General features: G+C 62.8%; 21 protein-coding genes, 1 other RNA gene and 1 pseudogene. 10 read left to right on the plus strand and 13 right to left on the minus strand.

Annotated elements, in window-relative coordinates:
- Nucleotides 1-303, plus strand: a pseudogene (locus B3M53_RS00980) (hypothetical protein); the annotation flags it as partial.
- A 19-nt stretch (nucleotides 304-322) separates the two neighbouring features.
- Here the strand turns inward: B3M53_RS00980 and B3M53_RS00985 are convergent.
- On the minus strand, nucleotides 323-1,156 hold the full coding sequence (locus B3M53_RS00985) for a tetratricopeptide repeat protein (RefSeq protein ID WP_022701495.1): 834 nt from the start codon (nucleotides 1,154-1,156) through the stop codon (nucleotides 323-325).
- A 148-nt stretch (nucleotides 1,157-1,304) separates the two neighbouring features.
- Here B3M53_RS00985 and B3M53_RS00990 point away from each other — a divergent pair, with 148 nt between their 5' ends.
- The 3 genes from B3M53_RS00990 to B3M53_RS01000 all read left to right on the plus strand — a co-directional run bounded on the left by B3M53_RS00990 (nucleotide 1,305) and on the right by B3M53_RS01000 (nucleotide 4,570).
- Entirely contained in the window at nucleotides 1,305-2,675 is a 1,371-nt protein-coding gene (locus B3M53_RS00990; RefSeq protein ID WP_273019380.1) for a leucyl aminopeptidase family protein, read from the plus strand.
- 3 nt (nucleotides 2,676-2,678) lie between these two features.
- Nucleotides 2,679-3,461 carry a C40 family peptidase gene (locus tag B3M53_RS00995; RefSeq protein ID WP_273019378.1) on the plus strand — a complete coding sequence of 261 codons (783 nt, stop codon included), beginning with the start codon at nucleotides 2,679-2,681 and terminating at the stop codon, nucleotides 3,459-3,461.
- Nucleotides 3,462-3,541: 80 nt separating this feature from the next.
- A complete protein-coding gene (locus tag B3M53_RS01000) occupies nucleotides 3,542-4,570 on the plus strand; it encodes a sensor domain-containing diguanylate cyclase (RefSeq protein ID WP_286799473.1) in 1,029 nt (342 codons plus the stop codon).
- On the opposite strand, the gene B3M53_RS01005 is transcribed toward B3M53_RS01000, so the two are convergent.
- Nucleotides 4,571-5,575: an alpha/beta hydrolase gene (locus B3M53_RS01005; protein ID WP_273019374.1), complete on the minus strand. Its 1,005-nt coding sequence runs from the start codon at nucleotides 5,573-5,575 to the stop codon at nucleotides 4,571-4,573.
- A gap of 14 nt (nucleotides 5,576-5,589) precedes the next feature.
- Nucleotides 5,590-6,186, minus strand: a complete 597-nt coding sequence (recR, locus tag B3M53_RS01010) for a recombination mediator RecR (protein WP_273019372.1) — start codon at nucleotides 6,184-6,186, stop codon at nucleotides 5,590-5,592.
- 180 nt (nucleotides 6,187-6,366) lie between these two features.
- Between recR and B3M53_RS01015 the strand changes: the two genes are divergently transcribed.
- Complete coding sequence (locus tag B3M53_RS01015) at nucleotides 6,367-7,479, plus strand: acyltransferase family protein (RefSeq protein WP_273019370.1); 1,113 nt, start codon at nucleotides 6,367-6,369, stop codon at nucleotides 7,477-7,479.
- A gap of 23 nt (nucleotides 7,480-7,502) precedes the next feature.
- Here B3M53_RS01015 and B3M53_RS01020 read toward each other — a convergent pair whose 3' ends face one another.
- The 3 genes from B3M53_RS01020 to ffs all read right to left on the minus strand — a co-directional run bounded on the left by B3M53_RS01020 (nucleotide 7,503) and on the right by ffs (nucleotide 9,784).
- Nucleotides 7,503-7,847: a YbaB/EbfC family nucleoid-associated protein gene (locus tag B3M53_RS01020; RefSeq protein WP_022701502.1), complete on the minus strand. Its 345-nt coding sequence runs from the start codon at nucleotides 7,845-7,847 to the stop codon at nucleotides 7,503-7,505.
- Entirely contained in the window at nucleotides 7,844-9,610 is a 1,767-nt protein-coding gene (locus B3M53_RS01025) for a DNA polymerase III subunit gamma/tau (RefSeq protein WP_273019369.1), read from the minus strand. Before B3M53_RS01025 ends, B3M53_RS01020 begins: the two co-directional genes overlap by 4 nt.
- 77 nt (nucleotides 9,611-9,687) lie before the next feature.
- Nucleotides 9,688-9,784, minus strand: an RNA gene (gene ffs / locus B3M53_RS01030) — signal recognition particle sRNA small type.
- A 187-nt stretch (nucleotides 9,785-9,971) separates the two neighbouring features.
- Here ffs and B3M53_RS01035 point away from each other — a divergent pair.
- The 3 genes from B3M53_RS01035 to B3M53_RS01045 all read left to right on the plus strand — a co-directional run bounded on the left by B3M53_RS01035 (nucleotide 9,972) and on the right by B3M53_RS01045 (nucleotide 12,275).
- The gene (locus B3M53_RS01035; RefSeq protein WP_273019368.1) at nucleotides 9,972-10,967 is read left to right on the plus strand and encodes a hypothetical protein; all 996 of its coding nucleotides are present in this window, start codon (nucleotides 9,972-9,974) and stop codon (nucleotides 10,965-10,967) included.
- 89 nt (nucleotides 10,968-11,056) lie between these two features.
- Nucleotides 11,057-11,782 (plus strand): helix-turn-helix transcriptional regulator, encoded by a 726-nt coding sequence (locus B3M53_RS01040; protein WP_273019367.1) that lies wholly within the window; start codon nucleotides 11,057-11,059, stop codon nucleotides 11,780-11,782.
- Between the two features lie 214 nt (nucleotides 11,783-11,996).
- Nucleotides 11,997-12,275, plus strand: coding sequence for a hypothetical protein (locus B3M53_RS01045; protein WP_156861473.1), 279 nt, complete (start codon nucleotides 11,997-11,999; stop codon nucleotides 12,273-12,275).
- Here B3M53_RS01045 and B3M53_RS01050 read toward each other — a convergent pair.
- The 5 genes from B3M53_RS01050 to B3M53_RS01070 all read right to left on the minus strand — a co-directional run bounded on the left by B3M53_RS01050 (nucleotide 12,272) and on the right by B3M53_RS01070 (nucleotide 14,935).
- Nucleotides 12,272-12,481, minus strand: coding sequence for a hypothetical protein (locus tag B3M53_RS01050; RefSeq protein ID WP_273019366.1), 210 nt, complete (start codon nucleotides 12,479-12,481; stop codon nucleotides 12,272-12,274). The genes B3M53_RS01045 and B3M53_RS01050 overlap by 4 nt on opposite strands.
- A 171-nt stretch (nucleotides 12,482-12,652) precedes the next feature.
- Entirely contained in the window at nucleotides 12,653-13,171 is a 519-nt protein-coding gene (locus B3M53_RS01055; RefSeq protein WP_273019365.1) for a hypothetical protein, read from the minus strand.
- Nucleotides 13,168-13,437, minus strand: a complete 270-nt coding sequence (locus tag B3M53_RS01060) for a helix-turn-helix transcriptional regulator (protein ID WP_022701509.1) — start codon at nucleotides 13,435-13,437, stop codon at nucleotides 13,168-13,170. Before B3M53_RS01060 ends, B3M53_RS01055 begins: the two co-directional genes overlap by 4 nt.
- Before the next feature lie 182 nt (nucleotides 13,438-13,619).
- Nucleotides 13,620-14,138, minus strand: coding sequence for a porin family protein (locus tag B3M53_RS01065; protein WP_273019364.1), 519 nt, complete (start codon nucleotides 14,136-14,138; stop codon nucleotides 13,620-13,622).
- Between the two features lie 236 nt (nucleotides 14,139-14,374).
- Nucleotides 14,375-14,935 (minus strand): carboxymuconolactone decarboxylase family protein, encoded by a 561-nt coding sequence (locus B3M53_RS01070; RefSeq protein WP_028284735.1) that lies wholly within the window; start codon nucleotides 14,933-14,935, stop codon nucleotides 14,375-14,377.
- A 185-nt stretch (nucleotides 14,936-15,120) separates the two neighbouring features.
- On the opposite strand from B3M53_RS01070, the gene nudC reads away from it, so the two are divergent.
- Nucleotides 15,121-15,993, plus strand: a complete 873-nt coding sequence (nudC, locus tag B3M53_RS01075) for an NAD(+) diphosphatase (RefSeq protein WP_022701512.1) — start codon at nucleotides 15,121-15,123, stop codon at nucleotides 15,991-15,993.
- A gap of 142 nt (nucleotides 15,994-16,135) precedes the next feature.
- Nucleotides 16,136-16,858: a c-type cytochrome gene (locus B3M53_RS01080; protein WP_273019363.1), complete on the plus strand. Its 723-nt coding sequence runs from the start codon at nucleotides 16,136-16,138 to the stop codon at nucleotides 16,856-16,858.
- 75 nt (nucleotides 16,859-16,933) lie between these two features.
- Here the strand turns inward: B3M53_RS01080 and B3M53_RS01085 are convergent, their stop codons facing one another.
- On the minus strand, nucleotides 16,934-17,389 hold the full coding sequence (locus tag B3M53_RS01085) for a hypothetical protein (protein ID WP_273019362.1): 456 nt from the start codon (nucleotides 17,387-17,389) through the stop codon (nucleotides 16,934-16,936).
- A 96-nt stretch (nucleotides 17,390-17,485) separates the two neighbouring features.
- A complete protein-coding gene (locus tag B3M53_RS01090) occupies nucleotides 17,486-17,812 on the minus strand; it encodes a hypothetical protein (RefSeq protein ID WP_022701515.1) in 327 nt (108 codons plus the stop codon).
- Between the last annotated feature and the right edge of the window lie 64 nt (nucleotides 17,813-17,876).

The raw sequence follows: 17,876 nt of genomic DNA on the forward strand, positions 1-17,876 counted from the left end.
CTCGCCAGCGGCAAGCGCCGGTCGGGCAACGCCCGTTTGCTGGAAGTTTGCGCCGGGCTTGATGAAACGTCGCTGAGCAAGGACGACAAGGGCTATCTGCGCCTGTACGCGCTCTATCGCGCCATTGAAGCGTCCAAGGATGGCCGCGCGCCGGTCGAGTTGCGGGCTGAAGCGGAGAATTTCCGCTTTGACCAGATCATGGTCAGCCAGTCGCTGAAGACCCGGTTTCCGCTCAAAAAAGTTGAAGACGTGCAGACCGCCCCGCCGCCCATGTCGCCCCCGCCCGATGTGGGCGAGGTCTAGGCGCGCTCAAGGCGGCAGGCTAGCCGCCGAGCGCTTCAGAGCCCCGAAGCTGATCCCAGCTGCGCGGGCTGCTCATCAGGGCGCGGATATATTCAAGATTGGCGTCCGCCATTTCAGGCGTTGAATCAATCAGCGCGATCTCGCGTGCTTCATCAAACCGGCCTTGCAGCGCCAGCGCCATGGCCAGATTCTGCCGCACTTCCGGGCCTGCCGTCACGGTTTGCATGGCTTGACGCAGAACCGTCTCGGCGCGTTCGGGTTCACCGCCCAGCAGATAGGACAGCGCCAGATTGTTCAGGATCGCCGGCTCGCCGGGCGCGAGGCCCAGGGCTTCCTGGAAACGTACGCGGGCCTGGTCAGGCCGCCCACTCTGGTCGAGTGCGACGCCCAGCGTGTTGATCAGGCGCCAGTCCGGTTCGCCTGCATTGAGCGCCCGCATCAGATATTCCACCGCTTGCGCGCCGCGCCCGTCCGCCGTCAGCGCCATGCCGTATGCGCTCAGAAGCTCTTGATCTGCCGGATAAAGCGCTAACGCCTGCCGGGCGACTTCCGCCGCGCGCTGACTGGAGCCCAGCTGTCGCAAAACGTCTGACAATTCATAGGCGGCTTCGCGGTCGCCGGGGTTCAGCTCATAGGCTTCCGCCCAGAACGCCGCCTGGGTCAGAAGGTCCTGATTATGGATGGCGTCGCGCTCGGCCGCCGTGGCGGGTGCGATGGATCGCCCTTGCAGGGTTTCCGTCAGCTCTGCTTCCTGATCGGTGGGTTGCAGCTCGGCATGGGTCGCGCAGCCGGACAGGGCGACCAGACTGGCGGTGATCCACAGCGCGGTGATTGCGGGAGACGGGCGGGCCATGCTCTACCTTTTTGACGTCAGGCTGTACGCATCCAATTGTATGCAGTGAGAGTGCCTGTGAGCCGGTCAAGAAGTCGTTAACGTTTCCACCGTGTTCACCTTTGGCGCCTGATGCCTGCAAGACCCTTGTGTGATTGAAAGAGTTAGCATGACCGACCTTTTCGCCTCGCCGTCAGATTTCGCCCGCACCGCACGCCTCGTCACGGCTTCCGGCCTGGAGGCCGAGCTGTCGCGTCTGAGCGATGCAAGCGCCGCCCATGCGCGCGCCAGCGGGTTCGAGGCGGGACCGGGGCAGGTGGTGATGCTGCCGGGCGAGGCGGGGCTCGATGCGCTGGTCGGCGCAGGCGCGGGACTGTCGCCTTTCGACGCCGCGGGCGCGGCTTTGGCCCTGCCTGAAGGCGATTGGGCCTATGACGGCCTGCCCGAGGGCTGGGACGCCACCCAGACCGCCATCGCCTTTGCGCTCGGCGGGTATCAGTTCACGCGCTACAAATCCCCCAAGCGCGCCCCGGCGCGTCTGGTGACGGCGCAAGATTGCGATGTGGCCGAAGCCGAACGCGTCGCCAAAGGGGTGATGCTGACGCGCGACCTGATCAACACCCCGGCGGGCGACATGCTGCCGTCGCATCTGGAAGACGAGGCGCGCAAACTGGCTGAGGCGCATGGCGCTTCAGTCAGCGTGATCACAGGCGATGACCTGCTGGCGCAGAACTATCCGATGATCCATGCCGTGGGCCGCGCCGCGACGGATGCGCCGCGCCTGATCGAGTTTGAATGGGGCGATGAAAGCCATCCGCGCCTGACGCTGGTGGGCAAGGGGGTGTGCTTTGACTCCGGCGGCCTGGATATCAAACCCGCCGACGGCATGCTGCTGATGAAAAAGGATATGGGCGGCTCCGCCACGGTGCTGGGCCTCGCCTCCATGATCATGGACGCCAAACTGCCGGTCCGCCTGCATGTGCTGATCCCGGCGGTGGAGAACGCCATTGCGGGCAACGCCTTCCGCCCCGGCGACATCCTGACAAGCCGCAAGGGCCTGACCGTTGAAGTGGGCAATACCGACGCGGAAGGCCGGCTGGTGCTGGCGGACGCCATCACCAGGGCGTGCGAATCCGATCCCGAGCTGCTGATCGACATGGCGACGCTGACCGGCGCCGCGCGTGTGGCGATGGGACCGGATGTGGCGCCGTTCTACACCGATGTGGACGCGATCGCAGAGGGTGTGGCCGAAGCAGGCGCGGCCATTGACGACCCCGTCTGGCGCCTGCCCTTGTGGAACCGCTATGACGAATGGCTCGACAGCCCGATCGCCGATCTCAGCTCCACCGGCTCTGGCCGTTTTGCAGGCTCGATCACCGCGGGATTGTTCCTGCGCCGGTTCGGATCGGATGCGAAAGAATGGGCGCATTTCGACATTTTCGGCTGGACCCCGGCGGCGCGGCCGGGGCGTCCGCAGGGCGGTGAAATGCTCGCGGGCCGAGCCGTCTACGCCTATCTCAAGACCCGTTTCGGAGCCTGATCCATGCGCGCCGCTCCTGTCACCTATCAAGTCACCGCCGGGGTCTCCGCGCTGCGCCGCACGCCGGCCGATGACGGAGCCATGGACACCCAGCTTCTCGCGGGCGAGACCTTTGAGGTGAGTGAGGAGGCGAACGGCTGGGGCCGGGGACGGGCGCCGCTCGACGGCTATGAAGGCTGGGTGGACATGACGACGCTGTCCGCCCCCGCTCTGATCCCGACCCACACCGTCAAGGCGCTGCGCACCTATGTCTATTCAGAGCCGGACCTGAAAAGCGCGCCGGTCTGCCTGATCTCGATGAACGCCAAGATTGTCGGCGCCCGGCGCGAAGGGCGCTTCATCGAGGCGCAGCGCATGGGCTGGGTGTTTGACGGGCATTTGCGCGCGGTGGGCGAAGACGCCGAGCCCGACTGGGTTTCGGTGGCGGAGCGGTTTGTTCACACGCCCTATCTGTGGGGCGGCAAGGAAAGCCTGGGGCTTGATTGCTCCGGTTTGATCCAGACCGCCATGGAGGCGGCGGGACGCTTCATCCCGCGCGATTCCGGACAGCAGGAAGCCTGGGCGAAAGAGCACGGGGAAGCCGTGGCGCTGACCGAGGATTTCAGCGGTCTCCAACGCGGCGACCTGGTGTTCTGGCCCGGGCATGTGGGCGTGATGACGGACGCCGACACTCTGCTGCACGCCAATGGCCATCACATGATGACAGTGGCCGAGAACCTGTCCCGCGCCGCCCGGCGGATCGCCTTTCATTATGCGCCGCCGACCGGCGCCTATCGGCTGGGCTAGGCTTCGTTCATCCTGTTGATTAAAGCTTGATCAAATTCCGTCTGTTATCGTTCGCACAGGTTTTTCGCAAAACTGCGTGGATGAAGGAGACGCCTGTGCTCGGCAGGGTGAAACTTAATGACGAGCCGGGACGGCTGGCCGCGCTTTATCGCTATCAGGTGCTCGACACCGGCCCGGAACGCCCCTTCGAGACTGTGGTTTCCTTGATCGAGGATCTGCTGGAGACGCCGATCTGCGCGGTGAACCTGCTTGACGCCGACCGTCAATGGTTCAAGGCGCGTCGCGGGCTGGATGTTTGCGAGACGGCTCGCGACATCGCTTTTTGTAATCAGACCATCAAGCAGGCCGAGCCTCTCATCGTGCCCGACGCCGCGGCGGACCCGCGCTTCGCCGAGAACTCGATGGTGACGGGCGAGCCGCATATCCGCGCCTATGCCGGCGTGCCGCTTGTCTCTCCCGACGGCTACCAGATTGGTACGTTGTGCGCGATCGACACCAAGCCGCGCGACTTTGCCGAGCATGAAATCAAGCTGCTCACCAAGTGCGCCAAGCTGGTGGTTGATGAGCTGGAGCTGCGATTGCAGGCGGGCACGGATGAGCTGACCGGGGTGATGTCGCGCCGGTACTGGATGATGACGGTCCAGGAAGAGATCCAGCGCGCGGCGCGTAACGCCAACTTGTTGTCGATCGCCATGTTCGACATCGACAAGTTCAAACGCATCAATGACACCTATGGCCATGCGTTCGGCGATCTTGTGATCAAGAGTGTGGTCAACGCCTGTCTGGAGCATGTCCGGGCCGGCTCCAAGCTGGGCCGCCTGGGGGGCGAGGAATTTGTGCTCCTGTTCACCGAATGCGCCCTGGACCAGGCGGTGGTCGCCGCCGAACGGTGTCGCCGCGCCATCGAGGACATTCGTCTGACGGCGCCCAATGGCGACGAGGTGCGCGTCACCGCCAGCTTTGGCGTTGCGCCGCTGTTTTCTTACTCGCTATCGTCTGATGATCTTATCGAACTGGCCGACCGCGCGCTCTACCGGGCCAAGCATGCGGGCCGAAACCGGCTGGAAGTGGGCCAGGTGGCCGCCAACATCTACCCTGACAGCGCCTGATTAGATCAGGGCGTTCGCCAGATAGGGCAGGCTGACATCCATGCGGTAATCAATGGCGGAATGAGTGTCGGGGAACTCTTCATAGCGGTGTTTGACGCCCAGCTCGGTCAGGCGCCGGGTCAGGCGCCGCGCGCCATAGACCAGGTCGTACTGGTCCACGTCGCCGCAATCAATGAACAGCGCTTTCAGGGTGTTGAGCCCGGCATGATGGGTCTCCACCAGGGTCAGCGGATCCCAGGCCAGCCAGTTTGACCACAAGTCCTGGATGCGCTCGCAGGTGTCGAGCGTCACCGGCAGGCGCACGCCGAAGGGCTGACTGGGATCAGGGTCATAGGTCGCCGCCATCGCAAACGTCATCAGGGCGTGAATATCGTCGCCCTTGGGCTTTTCACTGGTCTCAAGCTGATGGATGAACGCCTCCACCGAGCCATGCTTGGCGATGGCGCGCAGGGCTGCGGGAAAATCGCGCGCATAACACAGCTCAAACGCCATATCGCCGGAATGGCACGCCGCAGCCGCCCAGAAATCGTTATGCTTCAGGGCGTGGACGATCGAACCATAGCCGCCCGAGCTTTTGCCGAACACGCCGCGCTTGCCCGCGCCGCCGCAGTTGAACCGGCTTTCCACTGCGGGCACGAACTCGGTGATCAGGATGTCCTCCCACGGCCCCATGGCGGACGAGTTCACATACTGATTGCCGCCCAGGCGCGTGAAGCAGTCGGGAAACGCCACGACCACCGGGGGCAGCACGCCGTCGCCGATCAGCCGATCCAGGCGCTCAGGCACGTTCTCCCCGAAATTCTTCCACGCCGTATGAGACAGGCCGGAGCCTGTATACCCCGTCAGGTCCACCAGCAGCGGCAGATCCGTCCCGTCATGGCCATGCGGCGTATAGACGTCGATCTCGCGCGCCGTGGGATCGCCCAGCAGATTGCCTTCAAGCAGCTTGGACTGGACCGTGATCCGGGTCAGCGTTCCGGCGGGGTGCGTGGTGCGACGGGTCATTAGGGTTCCTTGGATCAGGCGGGGCGTCGTGAGCGGAAGGCGGCGGTCAGGGTGCCGTCGTCGAGATAATCGAGCTCGCCGCCCACCGGCACGCCGCGCGCCAGCGAGGTGATGTCCACGCTCGCTTCCGCCAGCTTGTCGGCGAGGAAATGGGCGGTGGTCTGGCCGTCCACAGTAGCGTTGAGCGCCAGGATGATCTCTTTCACGTCCTCACGGCCCGCCCGCTCGATCAGGCCGGCGACATTGAGGTCTTCAGGGCCGACGCCGTCGAGCGCGGAGAGCACCCCGCCCAGCACATGATAGCGGCCGCGAAAGGCGCTGGCGCGTTCCAGCGCCCACAGATCGCCCACGGTCTCCACCACGCAGATAACGCTGTCATCGCGGCGGTGATCGCTGCACACCGCGCAAGGGTCGGTGACGTCAAGATTGCCGCAGGTCGAGCAGGCGCTGATCTTCTCCGCCGCCTCGGCGAGAGCGTCCGCCAGCGGCATCATCAATTGCTCGCGCTTTTGCAACAAAGATAGCGAGGCGCGTCTCGCCGAGCGCGGCCCCAGCCCGGGCAGCTTGGACAGGAGCTGGATCAGACGCTCGATTTCAGGACCAGCGGACATGGAGGCCTCGATTGGGAATCACTGTTGTGAGGGTAGGGCGCGAGGCTAGCCAAGGCTATATGGGCGGCCAGCAAGCGACATTGCGAGTGCTCGCGTCCCTGTTTACGCCTTGTCCATGCATCAAGGGAGCTGTTAACTGGATGCAACTCATGAGGGTGGGCTAGTTGCGGGGGGCGAGGGGTGACGGGCGAATCGATAAAACCACAAGAAATCCGCACCTTGACGGTATTAAGAGGTGTTGCGGCCAGTTGGGTCGTTCTTTTTCACTTCGCCGGCCACTTTGACTTGAATCTGAAAAGCGTGACCATCATCGCCAATGGTTTTCTGGCGGTGGACCTGTTCTTCTATTTGAGCGGCTTCATAATTTTCCTTGTATATTTTCAAGGCTTTGAAGGAGGTCGCTTCAGATTCTTCGACTTCATCAAGAAGCGGTTCGCTCGTTTGTATCCCGTTCATTTCGTCACAACAGTGCTGATCGCGGGCCTTTTTTTGGTGTCAGCTGCAGCGGGCATCCGTCCCTTGCCGGACACGTTTAACGCTTACCATTTCCTGATCAATATTCTGATGGTGCATGCATGGGGTCTGAGTGGATCCCTCAGCTTCAACTACCCATCATGGTCTATCTCAGCGGAAATGTTCGCATATGCGCTGTTCCCCATTATGGCGCTGTTTGTGCTCAGGTTCAGGCTTTGGATCGTTGGACTGACCGCCTTTGTGCTCCTGAGCCTGCTGGCGATTATCGCTCGCGAATGGCTTGGTCGTCCTCTGGTGCACCTGACCTATGACTTCTCGATCCTCAGGATTTTGCCTGAATTCCTGATCGGCGGGTGGACGTACATGGTCGTCCGCTCCCTTTCACGGCCTTCACCAACCGTAGTGAGGATTGCATGCGCTGGCTCTGTATTGGTCACGCTGGTGATGTTCTCGGTCTGGGAGGCGTCGGTGTATATGACGCTGATTTTCCCGGTCCTTATCGCAAGCCTTTATCTACTGGAAACAGGTCGTGAAGAGCAGGCGACGCCAAAGGGACCAGCATTCCTGATGCTGCCTTATGAGAGCTTGGTCTATCTGGGGAAAATCTCGTACTCGCTTTACATGATCCACGCCTTTTTCGAGATGACGTGCTTCAGTGTGATCGAGAGAGTGTTTGACCACCCGGCCGACGCCGTACCCTTGTTTTGGCTTTTCCCGGTCATGTTACTGACCTTTGCCGGCGCCGCGATTGTCTACGAGCTTGTTGAAAAGCCCGGTCGAAAATACACGCTGAGCGTTCTGGTCGGACGTAAGTCCTGAGACCTTAGGCGGGGAGCTAGCCCCTAGAAGGGTCCCGGCTTGGTGCCGAAGGGCAGGTCGATGCCCGGCGGCAGGCCCATGCCTTTGGTGGCGTCGCTCATGGCGTCGGCCTGGGCCTTGTCGGCCTTGCGCTTGGCGTCGTTATGGGCGGCCTTGATCAGGTCTTCCAGGATGGCGGGGTCTTCGGGATCGATGACGGATTTGTCGATCTCAAGCCCGCGCATTTCGCCCTTGGCGGTCAGGGTCAGCTTAACCAGGCCGGCGCCGGCTTCGCCGGTGACTTCCAGCGTCTCCAGACGTTCCTGGGCTTCGGCCATCTTGGCCTGCATTTCCTGGGCTTTCTTCATCAGCCCGCCAAGGTCTTTCATCGCGAGTTCTCCTGCCGCGCAGTGTCTTGATCGTCATCATCAGATGTGGGGAGCGCCGGCGCTTCGTCAACGGTGATGATCTCCGCGCCTGGAAACAGGGTCAGCGCCTTGATCATGGCCGGGTCGCGCCTTATGGCGTCCATGCGTTCTTCATGCTGGCGCGCGCGGCGCTCGGCGATGGTCTCGCCGCCCTTGGTGTTGGGCTTTGAATCCACCAGCCAGCGTTCGCCCGTCTGTTCTTGCAAGAAAGCGGCGATGCGGCCGCCCAGATTGCTGGGGGCGTTCTCGGTGGGCTCAAAGACAATCGCGCCGGGCTTCATCGACACCGGGCGGAAGCAGCGCTCCACATCGAGCTTGAGCCCGATATCGCGCGCAGCGTCGATCATCTCCATCATCGCGTCGAGATCTTTGGGCCCGACGGGTTCGGGCTCAGGCTCAGGAGCGTGAGCGGCGTTCGGTCCGGACGGCGCCTCGCCCCCCGGACCGGTCTTAGGGTTTGCGCCACCGCCTGACGGGGCGATCCCGGCGAGCAGGCGGGCGGCGTCTTCAGGGCTCGGCAGGCTGGCCGCCGCCATCAGGCGGATGACCGCCATTTCCGCCGCCGAGACCGGATCGGGCGCATTGCGCACATCATCAAGCCCGGTCAGCGTGGTCTTCCAAAGCCGTCCCAGAGAGGCGAGGGAATGAGCCTCGGCCAGTTTCGCCAGCCGGTCCACGGTTTCCTGCGCCTCGCCCAGATCCGCGTCCTTGCCGGCCGCCTTGATGCGGCTGACTGCGTGCAGATGATCCAGAAGATCGCGCATCAGAACCTGCGGGTCAGCGCCTGAGTCATACTGGTGGCGCAGCTCGTCGAGCGCATCCTTGGCGCGGTTTTCCAGCGCCGCCTCCAGAAGGTCCAGCACGCGCGAGCGGTCGGCGAGGCCGAGCATGTCGCGGATCTGCTGGGCGGTGACGGTCTCGCCCCGGTCGGCCTGAACGATGGCCTGATCCAGCAAGGACAGGGCGTCCCGCACCGAGCCTTCGGCGGCGCGGGCGATGGCGGCCAGGCCGTCGCGGTCGACGCTGGTGTTCTCTTTGTCGCAGATGCGCGCCAGATGGTCGGTCAGAACCTCGCGGTCCACGCGCTTGAGATCAAACCGCTGACAGCGCGACAGCACCGTCACCGGCACTTTTCGGATTTCGGTGGTGGCGAAGATGAACTTCACATGCTCGGGCGGTTCCTCGAGCGTTTTCAGAAGCGCGTTGAAGGCCGAGGTGGACAGCATGTGCACCTCGTCAATGATGTAGACCTTGTAGCGCGCGCTGACGGGCGCATAGCGCACCCCGTCGAGAATCTCGCGGATATCAGAGATGCCGGTGCGGGACGCGGCGTCCATTTCCATCACGTCCACATGGGCGGAGCGCGCAATGGCGTCGCAATGCCGGCCCGGCGGGGTGAGAGTGATGGAGGGCTGGTGGACGGTGTCGGTGTCGTAATTGAGCGCGCGGGCGATCAGGCGCGCCGTGGTGGTTTTGCCCACACCGCGCACGCCCGTCATCATATAGGCGTGGGCGATCCGGCCAGACGCGAACGCATTGGTCAGCGTGCGCACCATCGGCTCCTGGCCGATCAGGTCGTCAAAGGTCTGGGGGCGGTATTTGCGCGCCAGCACCTGATAGCCGGGATCATCCTTGGGCGTCTCGGGCTCAAGACCGGGCAGGGCCGGGCCGTCATAAGCCTCTGTCGCTTCTGACTCAGGCGCGTCGGAGTGGGGATCATCCATCACAGGATCGGGTCCTTCGCGCGGGCCGCGCGCCCAAGGGTCTGGGGGCTGCGGGAGATGAACTGACGCGGAAGACGGCGGAAGACCGGACGGCGACCCGAACCGAAACTCGTTACGGCTGCTTCCTTCCGGACCTGACCGGGTTGGCGAGGGGCTCGTCCGCCGCCGGCCTTCCTGTACGCAATATCGCGATTGAGGCGGGCAAACGCAAGACGCGCGGGCAGATGTCCACAGCTTGCCGGTTTTTCACTTTTCATCCATGCCCGACTGCGCTCGACTGGAGGTTCTGGCGGGGAACGGGCGCTGAGATCCGTCGCTGACCAGAGCTGGTTGAAAGAAAAAGATACGAAAGACGGTCAAGATGAGCCTGAAAACACTCACCATTGCTGTAGGACTAAGCCTGGGAGCGAGCCTGCCGGCCCTGGCGCAGCAAGACGCTCCCCATAGCCCTCACGTGCAATCGGTGGACGCCCACCGTTTCGCCGCGCTGTTTGACGCCCATGATGGCGCGCTCGATGCCGAGCTTTTGCAGGCTGAGTATCTGGACGGCGCCGGTCGGGGCGTCGAGGTGTTCACGCCTAGTCGAATTCAGAATGCGGACAACCTGGCCCGCGCCGTCGCCGAAGACCCTGAGGCGTATCGTCGGGGGATCGAGGTTTGCCTGCCCATCGCGGACTCGATGAACGCCGAGCTGCAAGAGACTTACGCCGCCATGCAGCCGCTTTTCCCCGGTCGTGACCTCCCCGAGATCCATGTGGTGTTCGGCGCGGGCAATTCAGGCGGCACCGCCGCCTCCGACGCCCTGGTGCTGGGGCTCGAAGTGATTTGCCGTGTTGGACAGAGCGAAGAAGAGATCCGCTCGATCTTCCGGTTCTTTTTCGCCCATGAAGCGGTTCACGCTCTGCAGACCCAGAATATGGACGCCTTCGCGCGCGATCCCCTGCTCTACATGTCGCTTCTGGAAGGGCAGGCGGATTATGTCTCCCTGCTGGTGACGGGGCAGGTCCCCACCCAGAGCCGGCATGACTGGGCGGTCGAGAATGAGGACGGGTTGTGGCCGGAGTTCTCCCGGGATCGCCGCATCCTCAAGGCGGCCGCAGAAGCAGGCGCGAGTTATGGAAACCTGCCGCCGGAGGCCGCGACGGCGCTGACGCGCTGGCACGCCAACGCCGGTCGCGCCCCGGATGGTTGGCCCTATGAGCTGGGCTATTGGATGGGACGCCAGATCGTGGCCGATTACGTGACCCGCGCAGACGACCCCGATCAGGCCCTGATCGACCTTCTGAACATCACCGACCCTGTCAGGGTGCTCAGCCAGACCCGATACTATGATCAGGCGGGCGCGGACGCCCGATAGGGAAATGACGCGGAGCGGCTTGGGCGGTTTGCGCCCTTGCCATCTTTGCGTGCGGCATATCATCATGACCACGGGAACGGGGTTTGATGATGGCGGAGACGTTGCTCGATTTCATGGCGGAAAGCGCCGAGGCGACAAGCGTTGACGCGTTGTGCCGCCTGTTTGAGCAGTACGCTGAAACGCTTGGCGTGGAAGCGGTCGGCTATCAGATCCTGCCCAGCCCGTTTGAGGCGTCCGACGCCGATAACCAGTTTGAGTACAATACCTTTCCAGACCTCATGAAGGACGCCTATCTGGGCGAGCGCCTGTTTGAACACGACCCCGTCACCAGCCGGGCGGCGATGGCGCTGCATCCCCAGTTCTGGTTCGAGGTTGAACAGACCACGCCCATCACACGGTATAGCCAGCGCATCTTTGACTTGTTGCGTGAAAGCGGATTCGTGGACGGGCTGACCACGCCGATTTTTGGCCCGGCCGGGCTTGCCGCCTATGTGGCGTGCGGCCGGTTCAGCGCGCCTTTTGATCTGTCCGCGATGGATTGCCGATGCCTTCAGCATGCCTGTAACGAGCTTTACGCCCGTACGCTCATGCTGCAGAAGCGCAAGGCGCTGACGCCGCCAAACCTGTCCGAGCGTGAGGTGGAGGTGCTGCACTGGCTGGCGCGCGGCAAGAGCAATGCGGTGATCGCCGATATTCTGGGCGTTTCTCCCCACACCGTGGATACGGTCATGCGACGCGCCTTCGGCAAATTGGGGGCTTCAAACCGGGTCGCCGCTGTGCTTAAGTCGCTAAGAGCTGGTTTGATAACGCTCTAACCGCTTTCACCCCACATGGATTGCGCCATTAAGGCGAAAATGTGCATCGAATAGGGCCGCTGCGCCCCTATTGGTCCCTGAATTACGGGACGTGACCTTCAGTCAGATTTAACTATACCCGCGCCTCCGGCGAAAAACCGCCAGCGATCTGCATCGGAGTGTGTGTTTGAACGATCATGAGTTCATCCAATTTGTCTTTGAACAATTCAAGCAAATGAAATTGGACGGTGAAAACCCTGATCTGGCTCATCTTATCCCGGCAGTCAGCGCGCAAAAGGCGTCTGACTGGGACAGCATCGCCATCAAACTGGCGATCTGGCGCTGGGTGCGGATCCGCGGACAAGGCGACGCCGAACGGGAAATGAGTTTGTCCGACCGCCTGATCTATTCCGCCTTCCGCGACGCTGTGAAGCTGAGCGGGCGAGAAGAACTGGCTGCGCAAGCGGACTATGACAATGATTTTTATGCGGAGCTGATCAGCTCCGCAGCCTAGATGCGATCCGTGCTGCGCTCCAGCGCTTCGCGCAGGAATGCGGCGTGTTGATCAAGCACCGCGATCAGACTGACATCTCCGCCTTCCGCCACCAGACGGTCAATCCAGATATCGACGACGCGCGCCTGGCTATCGAGCCAGTCGGTGACGGAGGGCGCGGTCGGGACTCGGCGGGGGGTTGAAAATTCCAGAATGGCGCTGGCCATGGCGACTCTCTTAGTTGCGAACTATTCTCATTCTTAAGAGTGACTCCCGGCTTGTCCAGCCCTGATGTCGCCTTTGCGGAGTTTGTCGCAGTCCTGACCATGGCATGCGGGCGAGGTCCGCTGGCCCCGCCCGTCGTCAGTTATGCATGTGTTTTGCTGCGTTCATAAGCATCAGCGCGCGTCGAGACGGGGCGCTTTGACGGTCCAGGCGATATAAGCCGTCGGCAGGGTGAACGCGTAGAGAATCGCCCCCCATATGATGGCGTTCCAGTGATCAAAACTGCTCGGACGCCACAGGCCGAACCGCCCGCTATCCGCCACATCCAGCGAAATCGCCAAATAAATCAGCCCGATCAGGCAGAGCCCGGTGAAAACCTTGTAGGAAAAGGCGTAGGCGCGTTGACGCAGTTGCAATTCGAATTCGTCCAGCTTGTCCGCTTGTTCGCCGACGATGCGTTGCTGATAGGACGGCGCGAGATAGACGAACGCGCCCAGTGAGATCAGGAGCAAGGCGAGCCATGCCAGCGCACCGATCATGCCTGCGGGTCCGGCTGCGGCGTCGGGCGCGAAGAGCAGGCTGAGGCAGCCGGCCGGATAGGCCAGAAGGGCGAGCGATGAGGCGAGCCGGATTGCGAAACCTGAACGCACGGGCGCCGGGCGCTCTTGGGGACTGCGATAAAAGAACGTCATGACGGATCTGCTCCTGTCTGGCCCGCGCCAGGATCTGCGGGGCGTGCGATCTGGGGCTTGAACGGTTCGAAGGCGAATATCGACTCGATGCTCACCCCGAAATACTCGGCAAGGCGCATCGCCAGTTCGAGCGAGGGGTTGAAATCCCCGCGTTCGAGATATCCCACCGTCTGGTAGTTCACGCCGATCGCTTGCGCGAGATCCTTGCGCGACAGTCCGCGCTCGGCGCGTAGGACGGGAAGGCGGTTATGGATCGGGCGTGTCATCAATCAGTCTGGCTCCTTGCGGTATAAGTCATGGCTAAAAAACATCGTGATGTAAAATAAAATGTTGTACATCTACAATAAATCGTGTGAGTCCTAGCGCGGTGCAGATGCAGAAAACCCCCGCGTCCGGGACGCGGGGGTTTCATCTGGCCTGTGTGCCGGGCTGCTAAGACGCAAATCGCTTAGAAGCGGCGCACATAACCGATGGAGAACGCGTCGGCGTCGCCGTCGCCTTCATACTCATAGCGGGTGTAGTCCAGGCGCACGGCGTTGGGGCCGGAGACCGTCCATTCCAGACCGCCGCCGAATGCGAACGCGTCAGAGCTGTCTTCAAACTGAGCGCCCGCGAAAGAGGCGTCGATCTCGTGATAGGCGTAGCCCAGGCGGCCATAGACAGAGACTTGCTCGGCCAGCGGGTATTGCGCCTTGGCGAAGACGCCCAGGCCGTAATCAAGGCCCACATCGCCAGAAACGCCGGCGATGGTCAGGTCTTCGTCTTCAAGGCCGACCAGCAGCTCGCCTTCAACGCCGAAATACTCGGTGATGTCGTAGCCGCCGCGGATATTGATCACGTCAAGCTCGACATCGGAGGCGTCAAAATAGGTGTAGCCGGCGCCCAGATGCCATTTGGAGTCTTGAGCGGAGGCGCCGCCAGCGATCAGCAGGGCGGCGGCGGTGGAGAGGAGGATCGTCTTTTGCATGATTTTTGTCTTTCTGTGACGCTTTGGATCGCGGTTCTTGGCCCAGCCCGCGCCTATAGCTGCGCCTCGAAACCAGGTCTTACAAGACGCGAGCTGACGCTGAAAATGCGTGAAAATACGCAGTGTTGCACTTGGGCGACGCACTGTGACCAAGCGATGGCGAAGCGTGGCGAGGCCGTGACGAAACCCGGTCGGAATTTCGTCACGGCTGTCTCGCATTAACGTTTCGGCAAGGCTCAGGCGGCGGCCGACTTGGTCCAGGTTTGCGGCTTGAACGCGTCGTCCACCGGAGTTTCGGCGATGTGGTTGGCGTAATTGGAGATCGTCTTCAGCGCGGTGGCGGTGATGACGTCAAAAATGTTCGCCTTGGTGAAGCCGGCGTCCAGGAAGGCCTTGATGTCGGCTTCGCTGGCGTAGCCGCGCTCTTTCACCATCGTACGGGCGAACTGCGCCAGCGCGTCCAGACGCGCATCCGGCAGGGGCGCGCCAGAGCGCAGGGCGTCAAGGGTCGGCGCATCGACGCCGGCGCCGCCGGCCAGGGTGGAGTGGGCCGCCATGCAGTAATGGCAGGTGTTCTCATAGGACACGGCCAGAAGCACGACCTGGCGCTCGGCCGGGGTCAGGCTGGTCTTGTCCACAATGCCGGCGAGGGTGAGATAGGCTTCGGCTGTTGCGGGGCTTTCCGCCAGCGTGCCGAGAAGGTTCGGCACGAAGCCGAACGCGCCCTTGGCGGTCTTCAGAACCGGGCGGGCGGCTTCAGGGGCGTTGGTTTCGTCGTAAAGGTTAAACTCGGTCATGGGATGCTCCATCGGGGGGACAGCGTCGCGATGTGCGGCGCGGGTCGGTGTGACGATGGGCAGATGGGAGGGGTCGGGGACGAGCGAAAGCCTTTGGTCGATCAACACGTTTTCACAGGAATGCGAGCGATCGGGATTCTGTTTCGGGCTGGCGTCATCGGGGCGATGCGCGGTAGAAACCCGTCATGACGATGACCTTCACCGACGCCGCGCTTGATCACGCGGGATTGCTCCGGTCCAAACCGGACTGGATCGAAAGCCAGCTTGCCGACCGCAAGGCGCAGGCTGTTTTGTTCGCCGGCGGCGATCTGGCGCTGAATGAACAGGGCGGGCCGCTGATCATGCGGGCGAAATACGCCGCGCGTCTGCCGCTGAAAGCGCCGGGCCTGATCTTCATCGGCGTGCTGGACGGCCAGCCTTGGTTCGCCGGGGCGCTGGAGCCTGGCGTCGCCGAGAAGGGGCCGGACTTTCGGCATAGCGCCGCTGACGCGCCCTCAGACCTCGCCAGCGTGCTTGGACGGGCGCGTTCGCTGTTGATGTGGCATCGCGAGCACCTGTTCTGCTCAAACTGCGGCGCGAGCACGGATGTGGCGGACGCCGGTTCGAAACGGGTCTGCCCCAGCTGCGACACCGAGCATTTCCCGAGGGTCAATCCCAGCGTGATCATGCTGGTGCATGCAGGCGATCAATGCGTGCTGGGTCGGCAGCCGAACTGGCCTGAAGGCATGTACTCCACGCTGGCGGGGTTCATGGAGCCCGGCGAGACCATCGAAGCCGCCTGTGCGCGCGAAGTGGCCGAGGAGGTCCATCTGAAGGTGACCTCTGTGGAGTATGTGGCCAGCCAACCCTGGCCCTTTCCCTCCCAGCTCATGATCGGGCTGATGGCGGAAGCGGAGCCGGGAACCCTTGTGCCCGATGATGATCTGGAGGATGCGCGCTGGTTCACACGCGACGAAGTGCGCGCACTTTTCAACACTGAGGTGAGCCGAATGATGCCCCGGCACTTCTCAATCGCGCGCATGCTGATAGAAAGATGGTTGTCGGCCGACTCGGGCTGAGAAGTGCGACGCCCTGTCGCGCTTGTCAAAATGAGCTGGGCAATACCTTTCGAAGCGGTGTGAACTGGTTGCCTCTTTCGACGGAGCATGCCAAACACCGCGCACACTCCATTTGTCTCAATAGGGATCGGTGAGGACGCTCATGGGCTCTCTTTTCTTCAATAAACTGGCTGCCGCTCTCCTGGCGGTCGCCCTGGTCATTCTGGGGCTGACGACGCTGGGCGACAGCCTGTTCCATGCTGAACAGCCCGAGCAATTCGGCTATCCGGTGGATCTTGCCGCCCTCGAGGGCGCCAGCGGGCCCGCCGAGGAAGAAGTGGAAGGTCCGGTTGATTTCGGCGTTCTGCTCGCCAGCGCGGACATCTCCGCCGGGGAACGCGTGGCTCGCCGCTGCGCCAGCTGCCACTCTTTCGACTCCGGCATGGCGGACGGCACCGGCCCGCACCTGTGGGGCGTTCTGGGTCGCGCGGTCGCTGCGGTTGACGGCTTTAACTACTCCGCCGCCATGCAAGAGTATGGCGAAACCACGGATGCGTGGCGCTATGAGAATATGTACAACTTCCTGGAAAGCCCGCGCCGCTACATGCCGGGTACGGCGATGAGCTTCGCCGGTCTTCGCGACCAGGAAGATCGCATCAACCTGATCGCCTACATGCACGAGCAAGGCAGCTCGGACATGCCTTTCCCCGAACCGCTTGCGGTCCCGGCTGAAGAGGGCGACATGGCGGAAGGCGAAGCCGCGGCTGACGCTGAGATCGTCGAGACCCTGGATGAGGCGGAAGCCTCAATCGAGGAAATGGACGATGTCGACATCGAAGTCGACGCGCCCGCCGAGCCGCAGCTGGAAGACGGCGAAGAGCTGTAAGCGACTTCGCATCAAGCATCACTGAAAAGGGCGCGTCCGGCCGGACGCGCCCTTTTTGTTGAGGGGATTGAGGGCCTAGCCGCCCTGACCGCTGAACCAGGCTTCAAACAGGGGCGCGGCGTGCACGCTGTAATACAGCGCTTCAGGCATGTCCTTGCGCACGGCGGCGCGGGCTTCAAACCAGGCGCTGAACCCTTCCGCGCTGGCATCTGAAGGGCCGTAGGCCGCACCAAACTGCGCCTCCAAAGCGTCCAGCTCCGCCGCCTCGACCAGGATCCATACATGGGTCAGCGAACCGTCGGCGAAGACGAACTCGGCCAGGCGCGGCGCACCGAGAAACGCATATCCCTGACAGTCGATCTGCACATGGCTCGACTGCGCCAGCGGCAGCTCCGCCGGGTCGAGCGTGCGCCGGGTCTGGCTCTCGCAGATCCGGGAGAGAGCGGGGGCGTTGACCTGTTCGGAGGCGCCCAGGGCGACGCCAGGCTCGAGCGGAAGCGTCAGGGCGAGGGTCAGAAGAGAGATGAGCATTCAGGCGCGCTCCATACGGGGCCTGCGCCCCAGCGGCGCAGTGCGTATGGACAAGATGACGCTGGGGTCGGTTTTGGATGCAGGCGGACGCCCGCCCTAGCCGCCATAGCGCTTCTTGACGCCGAACAGGATGGCGATGGCCCCGAAATACAAAAACGGCCGTAGCGCGGCGGACAGGGCGTGCATGTCCATGCGGGCGAAGGCGAGGTCCAGCGCGAAATTGGCCGGCATGTCGCCCGCGCTCATGAATTCCAGCGAGAAACGCAACAACACATCCACCGCATAGGCGATCAGGGCCGCGCCGGTCAGCTGTCTCCAGCGTCGCATGGCCAGCGCCGCGACAATCCCCGCCATGAGGATGAAGGACAGATCAAAGAATGTGAAACCGGCCCATAACAGGCTCCAGGCGTCATTGCCCGCCATGCGTCCCCCCTTCGCCAGCCTCTAATCGAGGCGTTTGTATTGTGTTTCGCCCCCCAGGGCGCAG

This window comes from Oceanicaulis sp. UBA2681 (assembly GCF_002354675.1).
GTDB lineage: Bacteria > Pseudomonadota > Alphaproteobacteria > Caulobacterales > Maricaulaceae > Oceanicaulis > Oceanicaulis alexandrii.

Excerpts from the sequence above, each read along its gene's own strand:
- B3M53_RS00985 (WP_022701495.1), bottom strand. The coding sequence starts at position 1,156 with ATGGCCCGCCCGTCTCCCGCAATCACCGCGCTGTGGATCACCGCCAGT.
- B3M53_RS00990 (WP_273019380.1), top strand. The coding sequence starts at position 1,305 with ATGACCGACCTTTTCGCCTCGCCGTCAGATTTCGCCCGCACCGCACGC.
- B3M53_RS00995 (WP_273019378.1), top strand. The coding sequence starts at position 2,679 with ATGCGCGCCGCTCCTGTCACCTATCAAGTCACCGCCGGGGTCTCCGCG.
- B3M53_RS01000 (WP_286799473.1), top strand. The coding sequence starts at position 3,542 with ATGAAGGAGACGCCTGTGCTCGGCAGGGTGAAACTTAATGACGAGCCG.
- B3M53_RS01005 (WP_273019374.1), bottom strand. The coding sequence starts at position 5,575 with ATGACCCGTCGCACCACGCACCCCGCCGGAACGCTGACCCGGATCACG.
- recR (WP_273019372.1), bottom strand. The coding sequence starts at position 6,186 with ATGTCCGCTGGTCCTGAAATCGAGCGTCTGATCCAGCTCCTGTCCAAG.
- B3M53_RS01020 (WP_022701502.1), bottom strand. The coding sequence starts at position 7,847 with ATGAAAGACCTTGGCGGGCTGATGAAGAAAGCCCAGGAAATGCAGGCC.
- B3M53_RS01025 (WP_273019369.1), bottom strand. The coding sequence starts at position 9,610 with ATGGATGATCCCCACTCCGACGCGCCTGAGTCAGAAGCGACAGAGGCT.
- B3M53_RS01035 (WP_273019368.1), top strand. The coding sequence starts at position 9,972 with ATGAGCCTGAAAACACTCACCATTGCTGTAGGACTAAGCCTGGGAGCG.
- B3M53_RS01040 (WP_273019367.1), top strand. The coding sequence starts at position 11,057 with ATGGCGGAGACGTTGCTCGATTTCATGGCGGAAAGCGCCGAGGCGACA.
- B3M53_RS01045 (WP_156861473.1), top strand. The coding sequence starts at position 11,997 with ATGAAATTGGACGGTGAAAACCCTGATCTGGCTCATCTTATCCCGGCA.
- B3M53_RS01050 (WP_273019366.1), bottom strand. The coding sequence starts at position 12,481 with ATGGCCAGCGCCATTCTGGAATTTTCAACCCCCCGCCGAGTCCCGACC.
- B3M53_RS01055 (WP_273019365.1), bottom strand. The coding sequence starts at position 13,171 with ATGACGTTCTTTTATCGCAGTCCCCAAGAGCGCCCGGCGCCCGTGCGT.
- B3M53_RS01060 (WP_022701509.1), bottom strand. The coding sequence starts at position 13,437 with ATGACACGCCCGATCCATAACCGCCTTCCCGTCCTACGCGCCGAGCGC.
- B3M53_RS01065 (WP_273019364.1), bottom strand. The coding sequence starts at position 14,138 with ATGCAAAAGACGATCCTCCTCTCCACCGCCGCCGCCCTGCTGATCGCT.
- B3M53_RS01070 (WP_028284735.1), bottom strand. The coding sequence starts at position 14,935 with ATGACCGAGTTTAACCTTTACGACGAAACCAACGCCCCTGAAGCCGCC.
- nudC (WP_022701512.1), top strand. The coding sequence starts at position 15,121 with ATGACGATGACCTTCACCGACGCCGCGCTTGATCACGCGGGATTGCTC.
- B3M53_RS01080 (WP_273019363.1), top strand. The coding sequence starts at position 16,136 with ATGGGCTCTCTTTTCTTCAATAAACTGGCTGCCGCTCTCCTGGCGGTC.
- B3M53_RS01085 (WP_273019362.1), bottom strand. The coding sequence starts at position 17,389 with ATGCTCATCTCTCTTCTGACCCTCGCCCTGACGCTTCCGCTCGAGCCT.
- B3M53_RS01090 (WP_022701515.1), bottom strand. The coding sequence starts at position 17,812 with ATGGCGGGCAATGACGCCTGGAGCCTGTTATGGGCCGGTTTCACATTC.